This window comes from Vibrio sp. S457-15, assembly GCF_000960545.1.
Lineage (GTDB): Bacteria > Pseudomonadota > Gammaproteobacteria > Enterobacterales > Vibrionaceae > Vibrio > Vibrio parahaemolyticus.
Map to the genome: position 1 here is coordinate 14,704 of NZ_JYOQ01000122.1, position 17,797 is coordinate 32,500.

Here is a 17,797-nt window from a genome sequence, read left to right on the forward strand (position 1 = left end):
GATTGATGTCTCTAGAGAATCTACTCCAACAAGTGCGCGCGTGCCAAATCTGCGCTGAGAGTTTACCTCTCGGAGCCAACCCTGTGGTTCAAGCCGGTAAAAACGCACGCATTCTGATTATTGGCCAAGCGCCAGGAACAAAAGTCCACAGCACTTCGATACCTTGGAATGATCCAAGTGGTGACCGACTGCGCCAATGGCTTGATATCGACAAAGACGTGTTCTACGACCCGAATAAAATTGCCATTGTACCGATGGGATTCTGCTATCCGGGTAAAGGTAACTCGGGAGATCTGCCACCGAGAAAAGAGTGCGCTCCTACATGGCACAAAAAGATTCTCGAACAGCTCCCCAATATAGAGTTGACTCTGCTTATTGGTCAGTACTCTCAGCAGTACTACCTCACCAACAAACCCAAGACTCTCACGCAAACCGTTCAGCAATGGCAAGATTGGGAACCTGAGTTTATTCCTCTACCTCACCCTTCCCCACGCAATACGCTGTGGTTAAAGAAGAATCCATGGTTTGAGTCGGAAGTCGTTCCCTATATCCAACAGCGCGTTCACTCGATGCTTTGAGTTACCTATGATCTAATTGCTAGTTAATCTGAACAAGAAAATTGAAACACAAACAACATAAACTTAAGCCATTGTTTACAATTGACTTTAATTTTTATTGTACAGCTTATACAGTAATTAGATCATGGCAGGCCAAATGCTTACTAAGCTGTACAATTCAAATTTCAGGTAAAAAAATACCGGCACTGATGGCCGGTATTAGATTTCAATAAATCGAGATTATTTGTGGTAAGGCTTAGATAGCTCATGTACCGCTTCAACAAACACACCCGCGTTTTCTGGCGGCACATCTAGGTGGATGCCATGACCTAGGTTGAATACGTGACCTGTACCAGCATCACCAAAACCTTCTAGAATACCCGCTACTTCTTCACGGATGCGCTCAGGTGAAGCGTAAAGCATAGATGGGTCCATGTTGCCTTGCAGTGCCACTTTGTCACCGATACGTGCTTTCGCATCAGCGATGTTGATGGTCCAGTCTAGACCAACCGCATCACAACCCGTTGCTGCGATTTGCTCTAGCCACATACCGCCATTCTTAGTAAATAGCGTAACAGGTACGCGACGACCGTCATTTTCGCGAATCAGGCCATCCACAATCTTGTGCATGTATTGCAATGAGAACAGGTTGTAATCACGAGGAGTCAGAACGCCACCCCATGTATCAAATACCATAACTGACTGCGCGCCGGCTTTGATTTGTGCATTTAGGTATTCAATCACGCTATCTGCTAGCTTATCCAGTAGAAGATGCAGAGTTTGAGGTTCTGCGTACATCATCTTCTTGATCTTCGTGAAGGCCTTAGAGCTACCACCTTCAACCATGTAAGTCGCAAGCGTCCATGGGCTACCAGAGAAACCAATTAGAGGTACATCACCATTCAAATCTTTGCGGATTTGACGCACGGCATTCATTACGTACTGCAGTTCACCTTCTGGATCTGGCAGACCGATTTTCTCTACGTCGGCTTTGCAAGTAATTGGGTTATCGAAGACCGGACCTTCACCAGCAGCAAAACGCAGACCCAGACCCATTGCATCTGGGATAGTTAGGATGTCAGAGAACAAGATCGCTGCATCAAGAGGAAAACGGCGTAGTGGTTGAAGAGTTACTTCAGACGCCAGCTCCGCATTCTTACACAAAGACATGAAATCGCCCGCTTGAGCACGCGTAGCTTTGTATTCTGGTAAGTAACGACCTGCCTGACGCATCATCCATACTGGCGTGTAATCTACCGGCTCTTTAAGAAGCGCACGCAGATAACGATCATTTTTTAATTCAGTCATTCCGTAGTTCCAATTGTTAGGCTTTCTTTGAAAGGGGGTATTCTATCACTGATTTAAGGCCAATAGCTGTGTGCTTTGCAACCTGGATCAAGTTATTAACTTTTAAATCAATGCTTAATTTGCACACAATCCACATCAGTGTTAAAAATTTGTTCGCTAGCGAAAACTACAATTATAAACTGAGTACTCGGTACTCAGCATCTCATAACGACATCTTACTTACCCCCTCCCTCTCGGAGGGTTTTTTTTGCCTAAATTTCAATAAATTAAAAAGCCACCTTACGGTGGCTTTAAGAACGAGCAGTTATGACTGGCAAACTTTTTTCATTAACCCTTTTACATGTCCTTTAGACAAATATGTCGGGCAAAGAGCTTCTCTTACGGTTTGCGACTCAATAATGTAATTTTCAAAGTTTGTTAGTGCGGTGTTAGCACACCTTTGTGTAGCAACCTCTTTCGCCAAAGCGAAGTTGGTATTATTTGGTCTATCCAAGGTGTAGAGCAACGCATTTGCGACGTTTTCATCCGCACAGTAGTTCTCAGCTTGCTGCACTGCTGCTGCAAAAAAAGGAACCGACAGTGACTTCGAGACATTCTGGAAAACTTTGGTTCCTTCTTCGTAACTCACCTCAGCGCTTGGTGCCAAGGTATTAAGAAGCTGACCATAATTTTCCACGCATCCCTCTATCGCATATTGAATACATGGTTGTGCTGCAGGCACCAGCTCTTTCGAGAACTGCTGAGTAAAACTCTTAGATTGAGAGAGAAATGGGTAAGATAGGATTAACTGCTGACCCAGACCAATCGCATCATCTTTTGCTCCAGATGCAACATAGTGTTCAAACGCTCCCAACGCCGCATTTTGAACTAGGCTTTCCCACTCGCTATTACGTTGAGATGGACGAATATCTTCCGCATGCGCTAATAGCTCGTTCCAATTTTTAGAGCTGTTCAATGCCTTTAAGTCGTCCATGGTGTAACGAGCTTCTTCACCGACCACGGCAAAGCTGACGGACACCATGAATAACGACAATAACGTTTTCTTCATCGTTTTAGTTCCATGCCTGCTTAAGGTACTTCAACGTTGAAGAGTCGTAAGCCGCATTTGGATTCAGGGCAACTTTGAGTACGCTACCACCTTCATCTAACGCGAAGCCTGCTTTTTTCGCATTCACTGAATCTTGACCTACGAATTGGATTTTTTGAACTTTTTGAAACTCTTCTTTATACAAAGCTGCGTGCTCAGTTGTCGTGCATAACTTCACCATATCATCATAGATGTAGTTAATAAGGCCACCTAACCAACCTGTGGTTTTTACTTTATCAAGTCGAGCTTCAGAAAAATCATAATTATCCCACTGAGCCCAATCGATATTGGTTTCTAGTACTTCATTACCACAAGCCTGCTGCACCTTGGTTACATTTTCTGTCATGGTGTTTTCTGTCAACATGCGCTTCGCTTTTACTTCGATACTTGCATTTGCCGACATGCTTACCATTGTGCACGATACTAATCCTAGCCATAACGCTGATTTCAACTTCATTCGGTATACTCCATTATTTATAAACCCATCAATACAGAACGTCATACCAAGCTAGTCTAGCAACAGTGATGTCTCAAAAATGATTAATTTTTAACCTTTACATCCTTTACGATCAGCATCTCAGTCTGAAAGAATATCACTAACGGTCTGCTCAATTAGCGCCCTTGCAATAGTGCCTGTTGGTGCCACTGGTGGCATTTCTTTCACACCGAACCATTGTGCATCGGATAACTCCGTATAATCCGGATTGAGCTCACCAGAATCATAATCGGCGAGGAACGCCATCATCATACTGGATGGAAAGGCCCAAGGCTGACTGCCAAAGTAACGAATGTTTTTCACGTGAATGCCCGTCTCTTCATGCACTTCGCGCGCGACACAGTCTTCTAAAGTTTCTCCCGCCTCTAAAAAGCCCGCAATCACGGTGTACATGCCATTTCGATGCCTTGGGTGTTGCGCTAGTAAAATCTGATTTTCTTTACGCACAGCAACGATGATGCATGGGAAAATGCGCGGGTAGTGCAAAGTACGACACTCTCCGCATTGCATGGCAAATTGATTATTATTAAGAAAGTTGCGCCCACCACATTGCGGACAAAAGCGTAAGCTTTGGGTCATGTGCCCATATTGGATAGCCTTGCTCAACAGCATAAATAGCGGTTCAGGGAAATGTAAACAGTCGCGCAATGAAACGAGTGGGAGATCTTGCTCCAAATCTGCAAAATTAATCCACATCACTGGCGAACCAAGATAGTCACCAATTTGCCTCGCATTCTCTTCTGGCAGTGAGAACTGCTCCGCACTACCAAAAGGCACAGCACCATCCACCAGCCAAATTTCACTTCCTGCAACAACACACCAATGTGCATTTGCCACACGGTTAACATCACCTTTTCTTAACATTACACCATCCCTTTGCTTGAAGTTCGTTCATTTTACTGGCAATCTAATTTCATACTAGAGTTTGTTCTTAACGATATTTGCAACTATAAATTCTAGTAAGGACAAGAGTTTGTAATAACTTTACTAACTTTGCTTTGCAAAGGATACGTTCGCCAGACGGCGATCAGATCATGAGGGCATGGTCATGCTAAAAAAATTCAAACAAACACAAGACCAGTGGGGTGGCTCAAGTGATGTCATTGATCACTGGTTAGAGACGAGACAATCCTTAATTGTCGAATATTGTAAGCTTGCAGCACTGCAACCTTGTTCGAAATCCAACGTTCTAGAACTTCCTTCTCCCTCCGAGCTACAAAACTTCTGCCAACACCTAGTCGATTATATTTCCGAAGGCCACTTCAAAATCTACGATATGGTGATGGATAAGTGGAAAGCCACTGGCTTTGTCGCAACAAACGAAATCAACCAAACTTACGGCAAAATCGTGCTAACCACGGAACCGTTGTTAAACTTCACCGATAAGTATTCAGACGTGACAGAAGATGATGAGTTAGAGGATTTCGACTCTGATATGTCTTTGATCGGAGAGATCATTGAAACGCGCTTTGAAGTAGAAGACCATTTGATCCAGCTTATCGCGGATAGCCTTGCGATGCCTCCTGGTGCATAAATGATAATAGAAAGGAGTGAAAGGGTTGATGACTATATATCAGCCCTTTTTTGTACCTCACAACCGAGTGAAGTGAATAGATACAAAAAAGGCACCCGAAGGTGCCTTTTCTTTTAAGCTCTTAACGATTACTCGTCAGAAGAGAAGCCAGCGTTTAGAAGTGCTGCTAGGTTATCTGTTGCTTGTTCAGCAGATGGACCTTCTTGCGCTTCAGCACGTTTAGCTTGACGCTCTTGGTGGTATGCGAAACCAGTACCAGCTGGGATCAGACGACCAACAATTACGTTCTCTTTCAGACCACGTAGGTCATCACGCTTACCAGAAACCGCAGCTTCTGTTAGTACGCGAGTTGTCTCCTGGAACGATGCCGCAGAGATGAACGACTCAGTTGCTAGAGACGCTTTAGTGATACCTAGAAGTTCACGTTCAAAACGTGCAGGCTCTTTGCCTTCAGCTTCTAGATTACGGTTAGCAATCTTAACTTGTGAGTATTCAACTTGCTCGCCAGGTAGGAACTCAGAGTCACCAGCGTGAGTAATTGTACACTTACGTAGCATTTGACGAACGATAGTCTCGATGTGCTTATCGTTAATCTTAACGCCTTGTAGACGGTAAACTTCTTGTACTTCGTTAGCGATGTACTGAGTTACTGCGTGTACGCCACGTAGACGTAGAATGTCATGTGGAGACTCTGGACCATCAGCGATTACATCACCACGTTCAACGCGCTCACCTTCGAACACGTTAAGCTGACGATGCTTAGGAATCATCTCTTCGTAAACTTCACCGCTATCACGTGTGATAACTAGACGACGCTTACCTTTGGTCTCTTTACCGAAGCTAACTGTACCTGTGTGTTCAGCAAGAATCGCAGGCTCTTTAGGCTTACGAGCTTCGAACAAGTCAGCAACGCGTGGAAGACCACCGGTGATATCTTTGTTACCGCCAGATTTCTGAGGAATACGTGCTAGCGTATCACCCACACCTACTTCTGCGCCGTCTTCAATGTTCACGATCGCTTTACCAGGTAGGAAGTAGTGAGCTGGCATTTCAGTACCAGGGATCATTACGTCGTTACCTTGCTCGTCAACAAGTTTGATAGCTGGACGCATATCTTTACCTGCTGCTGGACGAGCTGCTGCGTCCGTTACTTCGCTTGAAGATAGACCAGTTAGGTCATCTGTTTGACGAGAAACTGTTACGCCATCAATCATATCTACGAACTGGATACGACCAGCTACTTCAGTGATGATTGGCAGTGTGTGCGCTTCCCAGTTCGCTACTGTTTCACCAGCTTCAACTGCGTCGTTGTCGCCCTTGCTTAGTAGCGAGCCGTATGGCAGTTTGTGTTTCTCTTTCGTACGGCCGAACTCATCGATGATGGTTAGTTCAGATGCACGAGAAGTGATAACTAGCTTGCCATCTTTGTTTGTTACGAACTTAGCGTTGTGAAGCTTAACAGAACCGTTGTTCTTCGCTTGGATGCTGTTCTCTGCTGCTGCTGTCGATGCCGCACCACCGATGTGGAACGTACGCATCGTAAGCTGTGTACCCGGTTCACCGATAGACTGAGCAGCGATAACACCTACTGCCTCACCTTGGTTTACTAGGTGACCACGTGCTAGGTCACGACCGTAACACTGTGCACAACAACCGAAGTCAGAATCACACGTTACTACAGAGCGCACTTTCATGCTGTCTACTGAGTTCTCTTCCATGATTTGACACCACTTCTCATCGATCAGGGTGTTACGTGGAATAAGAACATCTTCAGTACCAGGTTTTAGAACGTCTTCAGCAACTACACGACCTAGAGCTAGCTCAGACAGTGCAACTTTAACATCACCACCCTCGATGTGAGGCATCATGTCAACACCCTCGTGAGTGCCACAGTCATGTTCAGTTACAACAACGTCTTGAGCAACGTCTACTAGACGACGAGTTAGGTAACCCGAGTTCGCTGTTTTCAGTGCCGTATCCGCAAGACCCTTACGAGCACCGTGCGTTGAGATAAAGTACTGAAGTACGTTTAGACCTTCTTTAAAGTTCGCTGTGATCGGCGTTTCGATGATTGAACCATCTGGACGCGCCATCAGACCACGCATACCGGCAAGCTGACGAATCTGTGCTGCAGAACCACGAGCGCCCGAGTCCGCCATCATGTAGATGCTGTTGAATGACTCTTGCTGTTCCTCTTCACCTTCACGGTTAACTACCGTTTCAGATGAAAGGTTTTCCATCATTGCTTTCGCAACGCGGTCGTTGGTCGATGCCCAGATATCGATCACTTTGTTGTAGCGTTCGCCTGCAGTAACAAGACCTGATTGGTACTGTTCCTGGATTTCACGTACTTCTTCTTCCGCTTCTGCGATTTCAGTGTACTTAGCTGGCGGTACAACCATATCGTCGATACCAACAGATACACCAGAAAGTGCCGCGTAAGCGAAACCTGTGTACATGATTTGGTCAGCGAAGATTACAGTGTCTTTCAGACCTAGCTTACGGTACGCCTCGTTTAGTAGGTTAGAGATTTGCTTCTTACCTAGTTTTTGGTTAACGATGCTGTACGGTAGACCAGCTGGCACGATTTGCCATAGCATTGCACGACCAACAGTGGTATCTACCATCTTGGTCTCAGTTGTGCTGTTGCCGTCTTCGTCTACAACTGTCTCTGTAATACGTACTTTAACGCGCGCGTGAAGCTCAGCTTGTTTAGTGCGGTATGCTTTCTCAGCCTCTGCTGGGCCAGAAAGGTACATGCCTTCACCTTTCACGTTGATCTTTTCACGAGTCATGTAGTAAAGACCCAATACAACGTCCTGAGAAGGTACGATGATCGGATCACCTGACGCTGGCGACAGAATGTTGTTTGTCGACATCATCAGAGTACGAGCTTCAAGCTGTGCCTCTAGAGTTAGAGGTACGTGAACCGCCATTTGGTCACCATCGAAGTCCGCGTTGTACGCCGCACAAACAAGTGGGTGTAGCTGGATCGCTTTACCTTCGATTAGTACTGGTTCGAACGCCTGGATACCTAGACGGTGAAGTGTAGGTGCACGGTTCAATAGTACTGGGTGTTCGCGGATTACTTCGTCTAGGATATCCCAAACAACCGCTTCTTCACGCTCTACCATTTTCTTCGCAGCTTTGATTGTAGTCGCAAGACCACGAGTCTCTAGCTTGCTGTAGATAAATGGTTTGAATAGCTCAAGTGCCATCTTCTTAGGAAGACCACACTGGTGCAGACGAAGGTATGGACCTACTGTGATTACAGAACGGCCAGAGTAGTCTACACGTTTACCTAGAAGGTTCTGACGGAAACGACCTTGTTTACCCTTGATCATATCAGCAAGAGATTTCAGAGGACGCTTGTTAGAACCTGTGATCGCACGACCACGACGACCGTTATCTAGTAGCGCATCAACAGACTCTTGCAGCATACGTTTTTCGTTACGTACGATGATGTCCGGAGCCGCTAGCTCTAGAAGACGCTTCAAACGGTTGTTACGGTTGATCACACGACGGTATAGGTCGTTCAGATCAGAAGTCGCAAAGCGACCGCCATCTAGTGGTACTAGAGGACGTAGATCTGGCGGAAGTACTGGAAGTACAGTCAGGATCATCCACTCTGGGTTGTTACCCGATGCGATGAACGCTTCTACCAGTTTAAGACGCTTAGTGACTTTCTTACGCTTAGTTTCTGAGTTTGTAGTCTCAAGCTCTTCGCGCATTTGTTCCGCTTCAGCGTGCATATCCATAGAACCTAGTAGGTCCTTGATAGCTTCTGCACCCATCTTAGCTGTGAACTCGTCACCCCACTCTTCTAGACGGTCTAGATACTCTTCTTCAGTTAGCATCTGACCTTTTTCTAGATCAGTCATACCCGGTTCAGTTACTACGTACATTTCGAAGTAAAGAACACGTTCGATATCACGTAGAGGGATATCCATTAGTAGACCGATACGAGACGGTAGCGATTTTAGGAACCAGATGTGAGCTACTGGTGAAGCAAGCTCGATGTGGCCCATACGGTCACGACGAACTTTAGTTTGTGTAACTTCTACACCACACTTCTCACAGATAACACCACGGTGCTTCAGGCGCTTGTATTTGCCACAAAGACATTCGTAGTCTTTAACTGGGCCAAAGATACGCGCACAGAACAAACCATCGCGTTCAGGTTTGAACGTACGATAGTTGATCGTTTCAGGTTTTTTAACTTCACCGAAAGACCATGAACGGATCATGTCTGGTGAAGATAGACCGATTTTGATTGCATCAAATTCTTCGGTCTTATGCTGTGCTTTTAGAAAGTTTAATAAGTCTTTCACAATCAGCTCCTGTAAGGAGTTAAAAGGAGCTCACCCGCAAAAGTGAGCACCTTTCTACCGATAATCCCGTGGGGATTACTCTTCGTCTTCTAGCTCGATGTTGATACCTAGCGAGCGGATCTCTTTCAACAATACGTTGAACGATTCTGGCATGCCAGGTTCCATGCTGTGGTTACCGTCTACGATGTTTTTGTACATCTTAGTACGGCCGTTAACGTCATCTGACTTAACGGTTAGCATTTCTTGTAGAGTGTAAGCCGCACCGTATGCTTCTAGTGCCCATACTTCCATCTCACCGAAACGCTGACCACCGAACTGAGCTTTACCACCTAGTGGTTGCTGAGTTACTAGGCTGTACGAACCAGTTGAACGTGCGTGCATCTTGTCATCAACAAGGTGGTTCAGTTTCAGCATGTACATGTAACCAACAGTTACAGGACGCTCAAACGCATCACCTGTGCGACCATCAAACAGCGTTAGCTGACCAGATGTTGGCAGGTCTGCTAGCTCAAGAAGTGCTTTGATTGATGCTTCTGGAGCACCATCAAATACAGGTGTCGCGATTGGTAGACCGCCACGCAAGTTCTTGATCAGAGTACGTACTTCATCATCAGATAGAGAAGCAATGTCTACTTTCTGGCGAGTGTCGCCTAGATCGTAAACTTTTTGTAGGAACTCGCGGAATTTCGCTAGTTCTTGCTGCTCTTTAACCATCTGGTTGATCTTGTCACCGATACCTTTCGCTGCCAGACCTAAGTGAACTTCCAGGATCTGACCGATGTTCATACGCGAAGGTACACCCAGTGGGTTAAGTACGATGTCTACAGGCTGACCTTTCTCATCGTATGGCATGTCTTCAACAGGGTTGATCTTAGAGATTACACCCTTGTTACCGTGACGACCCGCCATCTTATCACCAGGCTGAATGCGACGTTTAACCGCTAGGTAAACCTTAACGATCTTCAGTACGCCAGGTGCTAGATCATCACCTTGAGTGATCTTGCGACGCTTAGTTTCGAACTTCTTATCGAAGTCAGCTTTTAGCTCGTCCCACTGCTCAGCAAGTTGCTCAAGCTGAGTTTGTAGTGAGTCATCTTCTAGCGTTAGTTCTAGCCACTTCTTACGATCAGTCGCGTCTAGTTTCGCTTCAGAGTAACCGCCTTCAATCAATACAGCTTTAACACGGTTTAGAAGGCCACCCTCAAGAATCTGGAATTCTTCAGTTAGGTCTTTCTTCGCTTCTTTAAGCTGCATCTGTTCGATTTCAAGCGCACGCTTGTCTTTCTCTACGCCATCGCGAGTGAAGACTTGAACGTCGATGATCGTACCTGATACAGAGTTAGGTACACGTAGTGAAGTATCTTTAACGTCAGATGCTTTTTCACCGAAGATTGCACGTAGTAGCTTCTCTTCAGGCGTTAGCTGAGTTTCACCTTTAGGTGTTACTTTACCAACTAGGATGTCGCCACCCTTAACTTCAGCACCGATGTAAACGATACCTGACTCGTCTAGTTTAGACAGAGCAGATTCACCTACGTTTGGAATATCCGCTGTGATCTCTTCAGAGCCCAGCTTAGTGTCACGCGCCACACAAGTCAGTTCTTGAATGTGGATTGTCGTGAAGCGGTCTTCTTGAACTACGCGCTCAGATACTAAGATCGAGTCTTCGAAGTTGTAACCGTTCCAAGGCATGAACGCGATACGCATGTTTTGGCCAAGCGCTAGCTCACCAAGGTCTGTTGAAGGACCATCAGCAAGTACGTCGCCACGTGCGACAGGTTCACCTGGCATTACACATGGGCGCTGGTTAATACATGTGTTCTGGTTAGAACGTGTGTATTTAGTCAGGTTGTAGATGTCGATACCAGCTTCACCTGGTACTAGCTCTTCTTCGTTCACTTTAACAACGATACGAGAAGCATCTACTGACTGGATTACACCACCACGTTTCGCAACAGCAGTTACACCTGAGTCAACGGCTACGTTACGTTCGATACCAGTACCAACAAGCGGTTTGTCAGCTTTCAGTGTTGGAACTGCCTGACGTTGCATGTTCGCACCCATCAATGCACGGTTCGCATCATCGTGTTCTAGGAATGGGATAAGCGATGCAGCGATAGATACAACCTGGTTTGTCGCAACGTCCATGTACTGAGCGTGCTCACGAGGGTGTAGACCAGATTCACCTTTCTGACGAGCTGTGATCAGCTCATCTGCAAAAGTACCATCTTCGTTTAGCTTAGCGTTCGCCTGAGCGATAACGAATTGGCCTTCTTCGATTGCAGATAGGTAATCTACTTCGTCTGTTACAACACCATCTACAACGCGACGGTATGGCGTCTCAAGGAAACCGTACTCGTTACAACGCGCAAACGCAGATAGAGAGTTGATCAGACCGATGTTTGGACCTTCAGGCGTTTCGATAGGACATAGACGGCCGTAGTGAGTTACGTGTACGTCTCGAACTTCGAAGCCAGCACGTTCACGAGTTAGACCGCCAGGACCCAATGCAGAAATACGACGCTTGTGCGTTACTTCTGATAACGGGTTGTTTTGGTCCATGAACTGTGAAAGCTGTGAAGAGCCAAAGAATTCTTTAACTGCCGCAGAAATTGGTTTCGCGTTGATCAAGTCTTGAGGCATAACAGCGTCAAGGTCGCCTAGGCTTAGACGTTCTTTAACCGCACGCTCAACACGAACTAGACCCACACGGAACTGGTTCTCAGCCATTTCGCCGACAGAACGGATACGACGGTTGCCTAGGTGGTCGATATCGTCCACTTCGCCTTTACCGTTACGGATCGCGATAAGCTTCTTCATCACTTCGATGATATCTGTTTCATCAAGTGTGCCTTGTTCTTGAGCATCTTCACGACCGATAGAGCTGTTAAACTTCATACGACCAACAGTCGATAGATCGTAACGCTCTTCAGAGAAGAATAGGCTTTCGAATAGTGCTTCTGCAGCTTCTTTTGTTGGTGGCTCACCAGGGCGCATCATGCGGTAGATTTCTACCAATGCAGAAATACGGTCAACAGTGCTGTCGATACGTAGTGTTTCTGACATGAATGGACCGTGGTCTAGATCGTTCGTAAACAGAACTTCTAGAGCTTTGTGGCCAGCTTGAGAGAGGTTCGCTAGCGCTTCCAGGCTGATTTCCTGGTTAGCATTAACAATGATCTCGCCTGTTGCTTCGTTGATGTAATCTTTCGATGCAACTTTTCCAACGATGTACTCTACTGGTACTTCGATATGATCAACGCCATCTTTCTCTAGTTGGCGGATATGACGAGCTGTTACGCGACGACCTTGCTCTACGTAAACTTTACCATTCGATTCGATGTCAAATGACGCAGTTTCACCACGTAGACGATCTGGAACCAACTCCATCAGTAGAGTTTGGTCTTTCACTTCGAAGTTCACTTTCTCGAAGAAGATATCTAGGATTTCTTCAGTCGATTTACCTAGTGCACGAAGGATGATCGATGCTGGTAGCTTACGACGACGGTCGATACGAACGTACAAGTTATCCTTAGGATCAAACTCGAAATCAAGCCATGAACCACGGTAAGGAATAACGCGCGCGTTGTATAAAACTTTACCTGAAGAGTGGGTCTTACCCTTATCGCTGTCGAAGAACACGCCTGGGCTTCGGTGCAGCTGGGATACGATAACCCTCTCGGTACCGTTAATTACGAAGGTACCATTGTCTGTCATGAGTGGAATTTCACCCATGTAGACTTCTTGTTCTTTAATGTCTTTTACAGTACCTGCTGGCGCGTCTTTATCAAAGATAACTAGGCGTAGTTTTACACGTAGTGGCTTTGAGTAAGTTACACCGCGGATTTGACATTCTTTAACGTCAAAAACTGGCTCACCAAGACGGTAGCTAACGTATTGCAGCTCAGAATTGCCGTTGTAGCTCTGAATCGGGAATACAGAACGGAAAGCAGCTTCAAGACCGTATTGACCTTCAGGATCCTGTTCGATAAATTTGTCGAACGAATCGAGCTGGATCGATAGCAGGTATGGAATGTCCAAAACTTGTGGACGAGTACCAAAGTCCTTACGGATGCGCTTTTTCTCGGTATAAGAGTAAACCATGGGGTTCCTCAGCTCGCTGATAAGTGACCCAAACTGTCCGCCCACTCCTAGTTACTTAAGGGGGGTAAGGGACAGTGACTAATATAGCTGTTTACTGTAGTGACATTTCATTTCGAAAGAATGAAATGTTTTTTGCATGGATATCAGGCGCTTAAACAGCGGGAAAATTCGCCTATACCCTACAGCGCAAAAAGGCCGGTGGTTAAAAAACCACCAGCCAATTAGCCGTTAGGCTAAGAAACTATGCAATAATTACTTAACAGCAACAGTTGCACCAGCTTCTTCTAGCTGAGCTTTAAGAGCGTCAGCTTCTGCTTTGTCAACACCTTCTTTAAGAGGTGCTGGAGCGCCGTCTACAAGAGCTTTAGCTTCTTTAAGACCTAGGCCAGTTGCGCCACGTACTGCTTTGATTACAGCAACTTTGTTACCGCCAGCAGATTCTAGGATTACGTCGAATTCAGTTTGCTCTTCAACAGCTGCACCAGCAGCAGCGCCGCCAGCTACAACAGCAGCAGCAGCAGAAACACCGAATTTCTCTTCCATTGCTTCGATTAGTTCAACAACTTGCATTACAGACATTTCTGCAACTGCGTCTAGGATTTGCTCGTTAGTAATAGACATAACAATTCTCTTTTAAGTCAACAATAAGTTTATTAAGCAACCAGTAAAAAGCAAGGCTTATTAAGCAGCTTCTTTTTGATCGCGGATAGCAGCGATTGTACGAACCAGCTTGCCAGCAGAAGCTTCTTTCATGCACATCATTAGGCGTGCGATTGCTTCGTCGTAAGTTGGTAGTGTCGCTAGTACTTCAGCGTCAGTTAGCGCGCCTTCAAATGCAGCAGCTTTGATCTCGAAGTCTTTGTTCTCTTTAGCGAAGTCTTTGAAAAGACGCGCTGCAGCACCTGGGTGCTCGTTAGAGAACGCGATTAGAGTAGGACCAGTGAAAGTGTCAGTTAGACACTCGTAGTCTGTACCCTGAACCGCACGACGTGCTAGAGTGTTACGCACGACTTTCATGTAAACGCCAGCTTCACGAGCTTGTTTACGTAGAGAAGTCATTGCGCCAACTTCAACGCCACGAGAATCAGCTACAACTGCAGAAAGTGCACCACTGGCAGCTTCGTTGACTTCAGCAACAATTGCTTTTTTGTCTTGAAGGTTTAAAGCCATCTTGGATTTACTCCTGGTTGTCGTTACACCACTCACTATCATCACGACAGTGAGAGCTATTGAGGTGCATTCCCAGAAGAAAGTTAACTATTTACATAGAGCTTTCTGTCAGTTCGGGCACCATCTACGTAGGATAATTAAGTCAACGGTTAGGCAGACACCTACGGTCTTGGACGGAGACTGGGTCTTAATTCATTTCGAACTAGGAGACAGTTCAAAGAACCAAAGTTCAGCCCCAACCACAAATATTAGGCGCAAAATTATACACAAATTTTGCGCCTAAGCAAATAAATTATGCTTGAGTGTTCAGGCTAGCCTGATCAACAGCAACACCAGCACCCATAGTAGTAGAGATGCTTACTTTCTTCAGGAAAGTACCTTTCGCTGAAGATGGCTTAGCTTTCTTCAGAGCAACTAGAAGTGCTTCTAGGTTCTCTTTGATCTGCTCAGCAGAGAAGTTTGCTTTACCGATAGTAGTGTGGATGATGCCGTTTTTGTCGTTACGGTAACGAACCTGACCAGCTTTAGCGTTTTTAACTGCTTCAGCAACGTTAGGAGTTACAGTACCAACTTTAGGGTTTGGCATAAGACCGCGAGGACCTAGGATAGTACCTAGCTGACCTACAACGCGCATTGCATCTGGAGAAGCAACAACTACGTCAAAGTTCATTTCGCCTTTCTTAACTTGCTCAGCAAGATCTTCCATACCAACGATGTCTGCGCCAGCTTCTTTAGCTGCTTCAGCGTTTGCACCTTGAGTGAACACTGCTACGCGGATGTCGCGGCCAGTACCGTGAGGTAGTACAGTAGCACCACGTACGTTCTGGTCAGATTTACGAGCATCAATGCCTAGGTTAACAGCAACGTCTACAGACTCAACGAATTTAGCAGTAGCTAGTTCTTGAAGAAGAGCAACAGCTTCGTTGATTTCGTATTCTTTAGTTACGTCAACTTTTTCGCGGATTACGCGCATGCGCTTAGTTAGTTTTGCCATCTTATTAACCCTCTACCACTAGGCCCATTGAACGAGCAGTACCAGCGATAGAACGCTTCATCGCTTCGATGTCAGCACCAGTCATATCTGCAGCTTTAGTTTCTGCGATTTCTTGGATTTGAGCGTCAGTTACAGTGCCCACTTTTTCAGTGTTTGGACGGCCTGAACCAGACTTAACGCCAGCAGCTTTCTTAAGAAGAACAGCAGCAGGTGGAGTCTTAGTTACGAACGTGAAAGAACGGTCGCTGTATACTGTGATAACTACTGGAGTTGGTAGACCCTTCTCTAGAGATTCTGTTTTCGCGTTGAACGCTTTACAGAATTCCATGATGTTAACACCGTGTTGACCTAGAGCAGGACCAACTGGTGGACTTGGGTTCGCAGCGCCAGCAGCAACTTGTAGCTTGATGTAAGCTTCAACTTTCTTAGCCATGATAATTCCTAAGTTTGGGTACAAACGCTAATCACGGATCAGCTCCCCGTTTGTGTAAGAAACTTTTTACTTCACAAGAAGTAAAAAGGCGCGAAATTATAGTCATAATTCGCGCCTTATACAACCCTAAAAAGGTGATTTTTTATACTCTTTAAATCAGAGTATTAGTCCAGTTTTTCAACCTGACCAAATTCAAGCTCAACTGGTGTTGCACGACCAAAGATCGACACAGACACTTTCAGGCGGCTCTTCTCGTAATCTACTTCTTCAACGGTACCGTTGAAATCAGCAAATGGACCTTCATTAACACGAACCACTTCACCCGCTTCGTACATAGTACGTGGACGAGGAGCTTCACTCGCTTTCTCAAGACGGTTAAGAATAGCGTCAGCTTCTTTATCAGTGATAGGTGCTGGACGGTCTGAGGTACCACCAATGAAGCCCATGACACGCGGCACACTACGTACTAGGTGCCATGATTCATCGTTCATAATCATCTGAACAAGGACGTAACCTGGGAAGAACTTACGCTCAGATTTGCGACGTTGACCCGCGCGCATTTCCACTACTTCTTCAGTAGGAACTAGTACTTCACCGAATAGCTCTTCCATGCCGTGCATTTTGATATGCTCGCGCAGAGATTGAGCTACACGACCTTCAAATCCAGAGAAGGCTTGAACCACATACCAGCGTTTTTTTGGAGCTTCACTCATGAATTAAAACCCTCTATACCCCAGTTGCTAGAGCTACTAGACGAACCATAATTCCGTCAATACCCCATAGCACTAGAGCCATTACAATACTTACAGCTAAAACGATCAGTGTTGTTTGCATGGTTTCTTGGCGAGTAGGCCAAACAACTTTACGTACTTCCATACGCGATTCTTTTGCAAAACTGATCGCTGCTTTACCTTTAGTCGTTGTTGCTGCAACGCCAAGGGCAGCTGCAATTAGAACAACAACGCCTGCAGCGCGAACCACTACAGACATTTCACCATACAGGTAATTACCCACAACAGCGGCAGCTGCCAATACGAAAGCGGCAACCCACTTAAACGTATCTGCTGCATTTGAGCTATCAGGAGTTTCAGCATTATTTGCTTTCATAAAACCAACCTGTTACAAGTCTTAATATAGACGACAACAACCCCGCTGTTGCAGGGCAAACTCCATATCGCTGAAAAACAGCGAACTCTTCTTAAGATTAAGCCTCTTTGCCTAATCTTGCTCTGCACCCAACCCACTTCTGAACAAGAAAACAGCAAAAATAATGTTGAGCGCAGAAAAAGGGCATCAAATGATGCCCTTTTTGCTACTGGTTCGTCAAATCTAATTCAAGATTTTCCGAAAGCATTCGTTTAATTCGTTAAGAATTATTCGAAGATCTTAGCAACAACACCAGCACCTACTGTACGGCCACCTTCACGGATAGCGAAACGTAGACCTTCGTCCATTGCGATTGGTGCGATTAGCTCAACAACCATTTGGATGTTGTCGCCTGGCATTACCATTTCTACGCCTTCTGGTAGAGAGATGTCGCCAGTTACGTCAGTTGTACGGAAGTAGAACTGTGGACGGTAACCTTTGAAGAAAGGAGTGTGACGACCGCCTTCTTCTTTAGATAGTACGTATACTTCTGATTCGAACTTAGTGTGCGGAGTGATTGAACCAGGCTTAGCTAGTACTTGACCACGTTCAACTTCGTCACGCTTAGTACCACGTAGAAGTGCACCAACGTTCTCACCTGCACGGCCTTCGTCTAGAAGCTTACGGAACATCTCTA

Annotated in this window: 14 protein-coding genes and 1 pseudogene; 2 read left to right on the top strand and 13 right to left on the bottom strand. The window is 45.7% G+C overall.

The window, feature by feature from the left end:
• Positions 1 to 5 precede the first annotated feature (5 nt).
• On the top strand, positions 6 to 578 hold the full coding sequence (locus UF05_RS13155) for a uracil-DNA glycosylase family protein (RefSeq protein WP_015297453.1): 573 nt from the start codon (positions 6 to 8) through the stop codon (positions 576 to 578).
• 219 nt (positions 579 to 797) lie between these two features.
• Here the strand turns inward: UF05_RS13155 and hemE are convergent, their stop codons facing one another.
• The 4 genes from hemE to nudC all read right to left on the bottom strand — a co-directional run bounded on the left by hemE (position 798) and on the right by nudC (position 4,312).
• Complete coding sequence (hemE, locus tag UF05_RS13160; RefSeq protein WP_005497578.1) at positions 798 to 1,865, bottom strand: uroporphyrinogen decarboxylase; 1,068 nt, start codon at positions 1,863 to 1,865, stop codon at positions 798 to 800.
• A gap of 304 nt (positions 1,866 to 2,169) precedes the next feature.
• Positions 2,170 to 2,913 carry a hypothetical protein gene (locus tag UF05_RS13165; RefSeq protein WP_025629267.1) on the bottom strand — a complete coding sequence of 248 codons (744 nt, stop codon included), beginning with the start codon at positions 2,911 to 2,913 and terminating at the stop codon, positions 2,170 to 2,172.
• 4 nt (positions 2,914 to 2,917) lie between these two features.
• Entirely contained in the window at positions 2,918 to 3,409 is a 492-nt protein-coding gene (locus tag UF05_RS13170; protein ID WP_015297455.1) for a hypothetical protein, read from the bottom strand.
• Positions 3,410 to 3,529: 120 nt separating this feature from the next.
• Complete coding sequence (nudC, locus tag UF05_RS13175; RefSeq protein WP_017449540.1) at positions 3,530 to 4,312, bottom strand: NAD(+) diphosphatase; 783 nt, start codon at positions 4,310 to 4,312, stop codon at positions 3,530 to 3,532.
• A gap of 178 nt (positions 4,313 to 4,490) precedes the next feature.
• On the opposite strand from nudC, the gene UF05_RS13180 reads away from it, so the two are divergent.
• A complete protein-coding gene (locus UF05_RS13180; protein ID WP_005497574.1) occupies positions 4,491 to 4,982 on the top strand; it encodes an Rsd/AlgQ family anti-sigma factor in 492 nt (163 codons plus the stop codon).
• A 128-nt stretch (positions 4,983 to 5,110) separates the two neighbouring features.
• Here UF05_RS13180 and rpoC read toward each other — a convergent pair whose 3' ends face one another.
• The 9 genes and pseudogenes from rpoC to tuf form a co-directional block, all read right to left on the bottom strand.
• Positions 5,111 to 9,313, bottom strand: coding sequence for a DNA-directed RNA polymerase subunit beta' (gene rpoC / locus UF05_RS13185; protein WP_005456484.1), 4,203 nt, complete (start codon positions 9,311 to 9,313; stop codon positions 5,111 to 5,113).
• A 75-nt stretch (positions 9,314 to 9,388) separates the two neighbouring features.
• Positions 9,389 to 13,417, bottom strand: a complete 4,029-nt coding sequence (rpoB, locus tag UF05_RS13190; RefSeq protein ID WP_024703539.1) for a DNA-directed RNA polymerase subunit beta — start codon at positions 13,415 to 13,417, stop codon at positions 9,389 to 9,391.
• 252 nt (positions 13,418 to 13,669) lie between these two features.
• Entirely contained in the window at positions 13,670 to 14,038 is a 369-nt protein-coding gene (gene rplL, locus UF05_RS13195) for a 50S ribosomal protein L7/L12 (RefSeq protein ID WP_005466152.1), read from the bottom strand.
• Positions 14,039 to 14,098: 60 nt separating this feature from the next.
• On the bottom strand, positions 14,099 to 14,587 hold the full coding sequence (gene rplJ / locus UF05_RS13200; protein WP_005481772.1) for a 50S ribosomal protein L10: 489 nt from the start codon (positions 14,585 to 14,587) through the stop codon (positions 14,099 to 14,101).
• A gap of 292 nt (positions 14,588 to 14,879) precedes the next feature.
• Positions 14,880 to 15,581: a 50S ribosomal protein L1 gene (gene rplA, locus UF05_RS13205; RefSeq protein ID WP_005489780.1), complete on the bottom strand. Its 702-nt coding sequence runs from the start codon at positions 15,579 to 15,581 to the stop codon at positions 14,880 to 14,882.
• A gap of 4 nt (positions 15,582 to 15,585) precedes the next feature.
• Entirely contained in the window at positions 15,586 to 16,014 is a 429-nt protein-coding gene (gene rplK, locus UF05_RS13210) for a 50S ribosomal protein L11 (protein WP_005489784.1), read from the bottom strand.
• 164 nt (positions 16,015 to 16,178) lie between these two features.
• Positions 16,179 to 16,727 carry a transcription termination/antitermination protein NusG gene (gene nusG / locus UF05_RS13215; protein WP_005384681.1) on the bottom strand — a complete coding sequence of 183 codons (549 nt, stop codon included), beginning with the start codon at positions 16,725 to 16,727 and terminating at the stop codon, positions 16,179 to 16,181.
• Between the two features lie 13 nt (positions 16,728 to 16,740).
• Entirely contained in the window at positions 16,741 to 17,121 is a 381-nt protein-coding gene (secE, locus tag UF05_RS13220; RefSeq protein ID WP_005384680.1) for a preprotein translocase subunit SecE, read from the bottom strand.
• Positions 17,122 to 17,387: 266 nt separating this feature from the next.
• Positions 17,388 to 17,797, bottom strand: a pseudogene (tuf, locus tag UF05_RS13225) (elongation factor Tu); the annotation flags it as partial.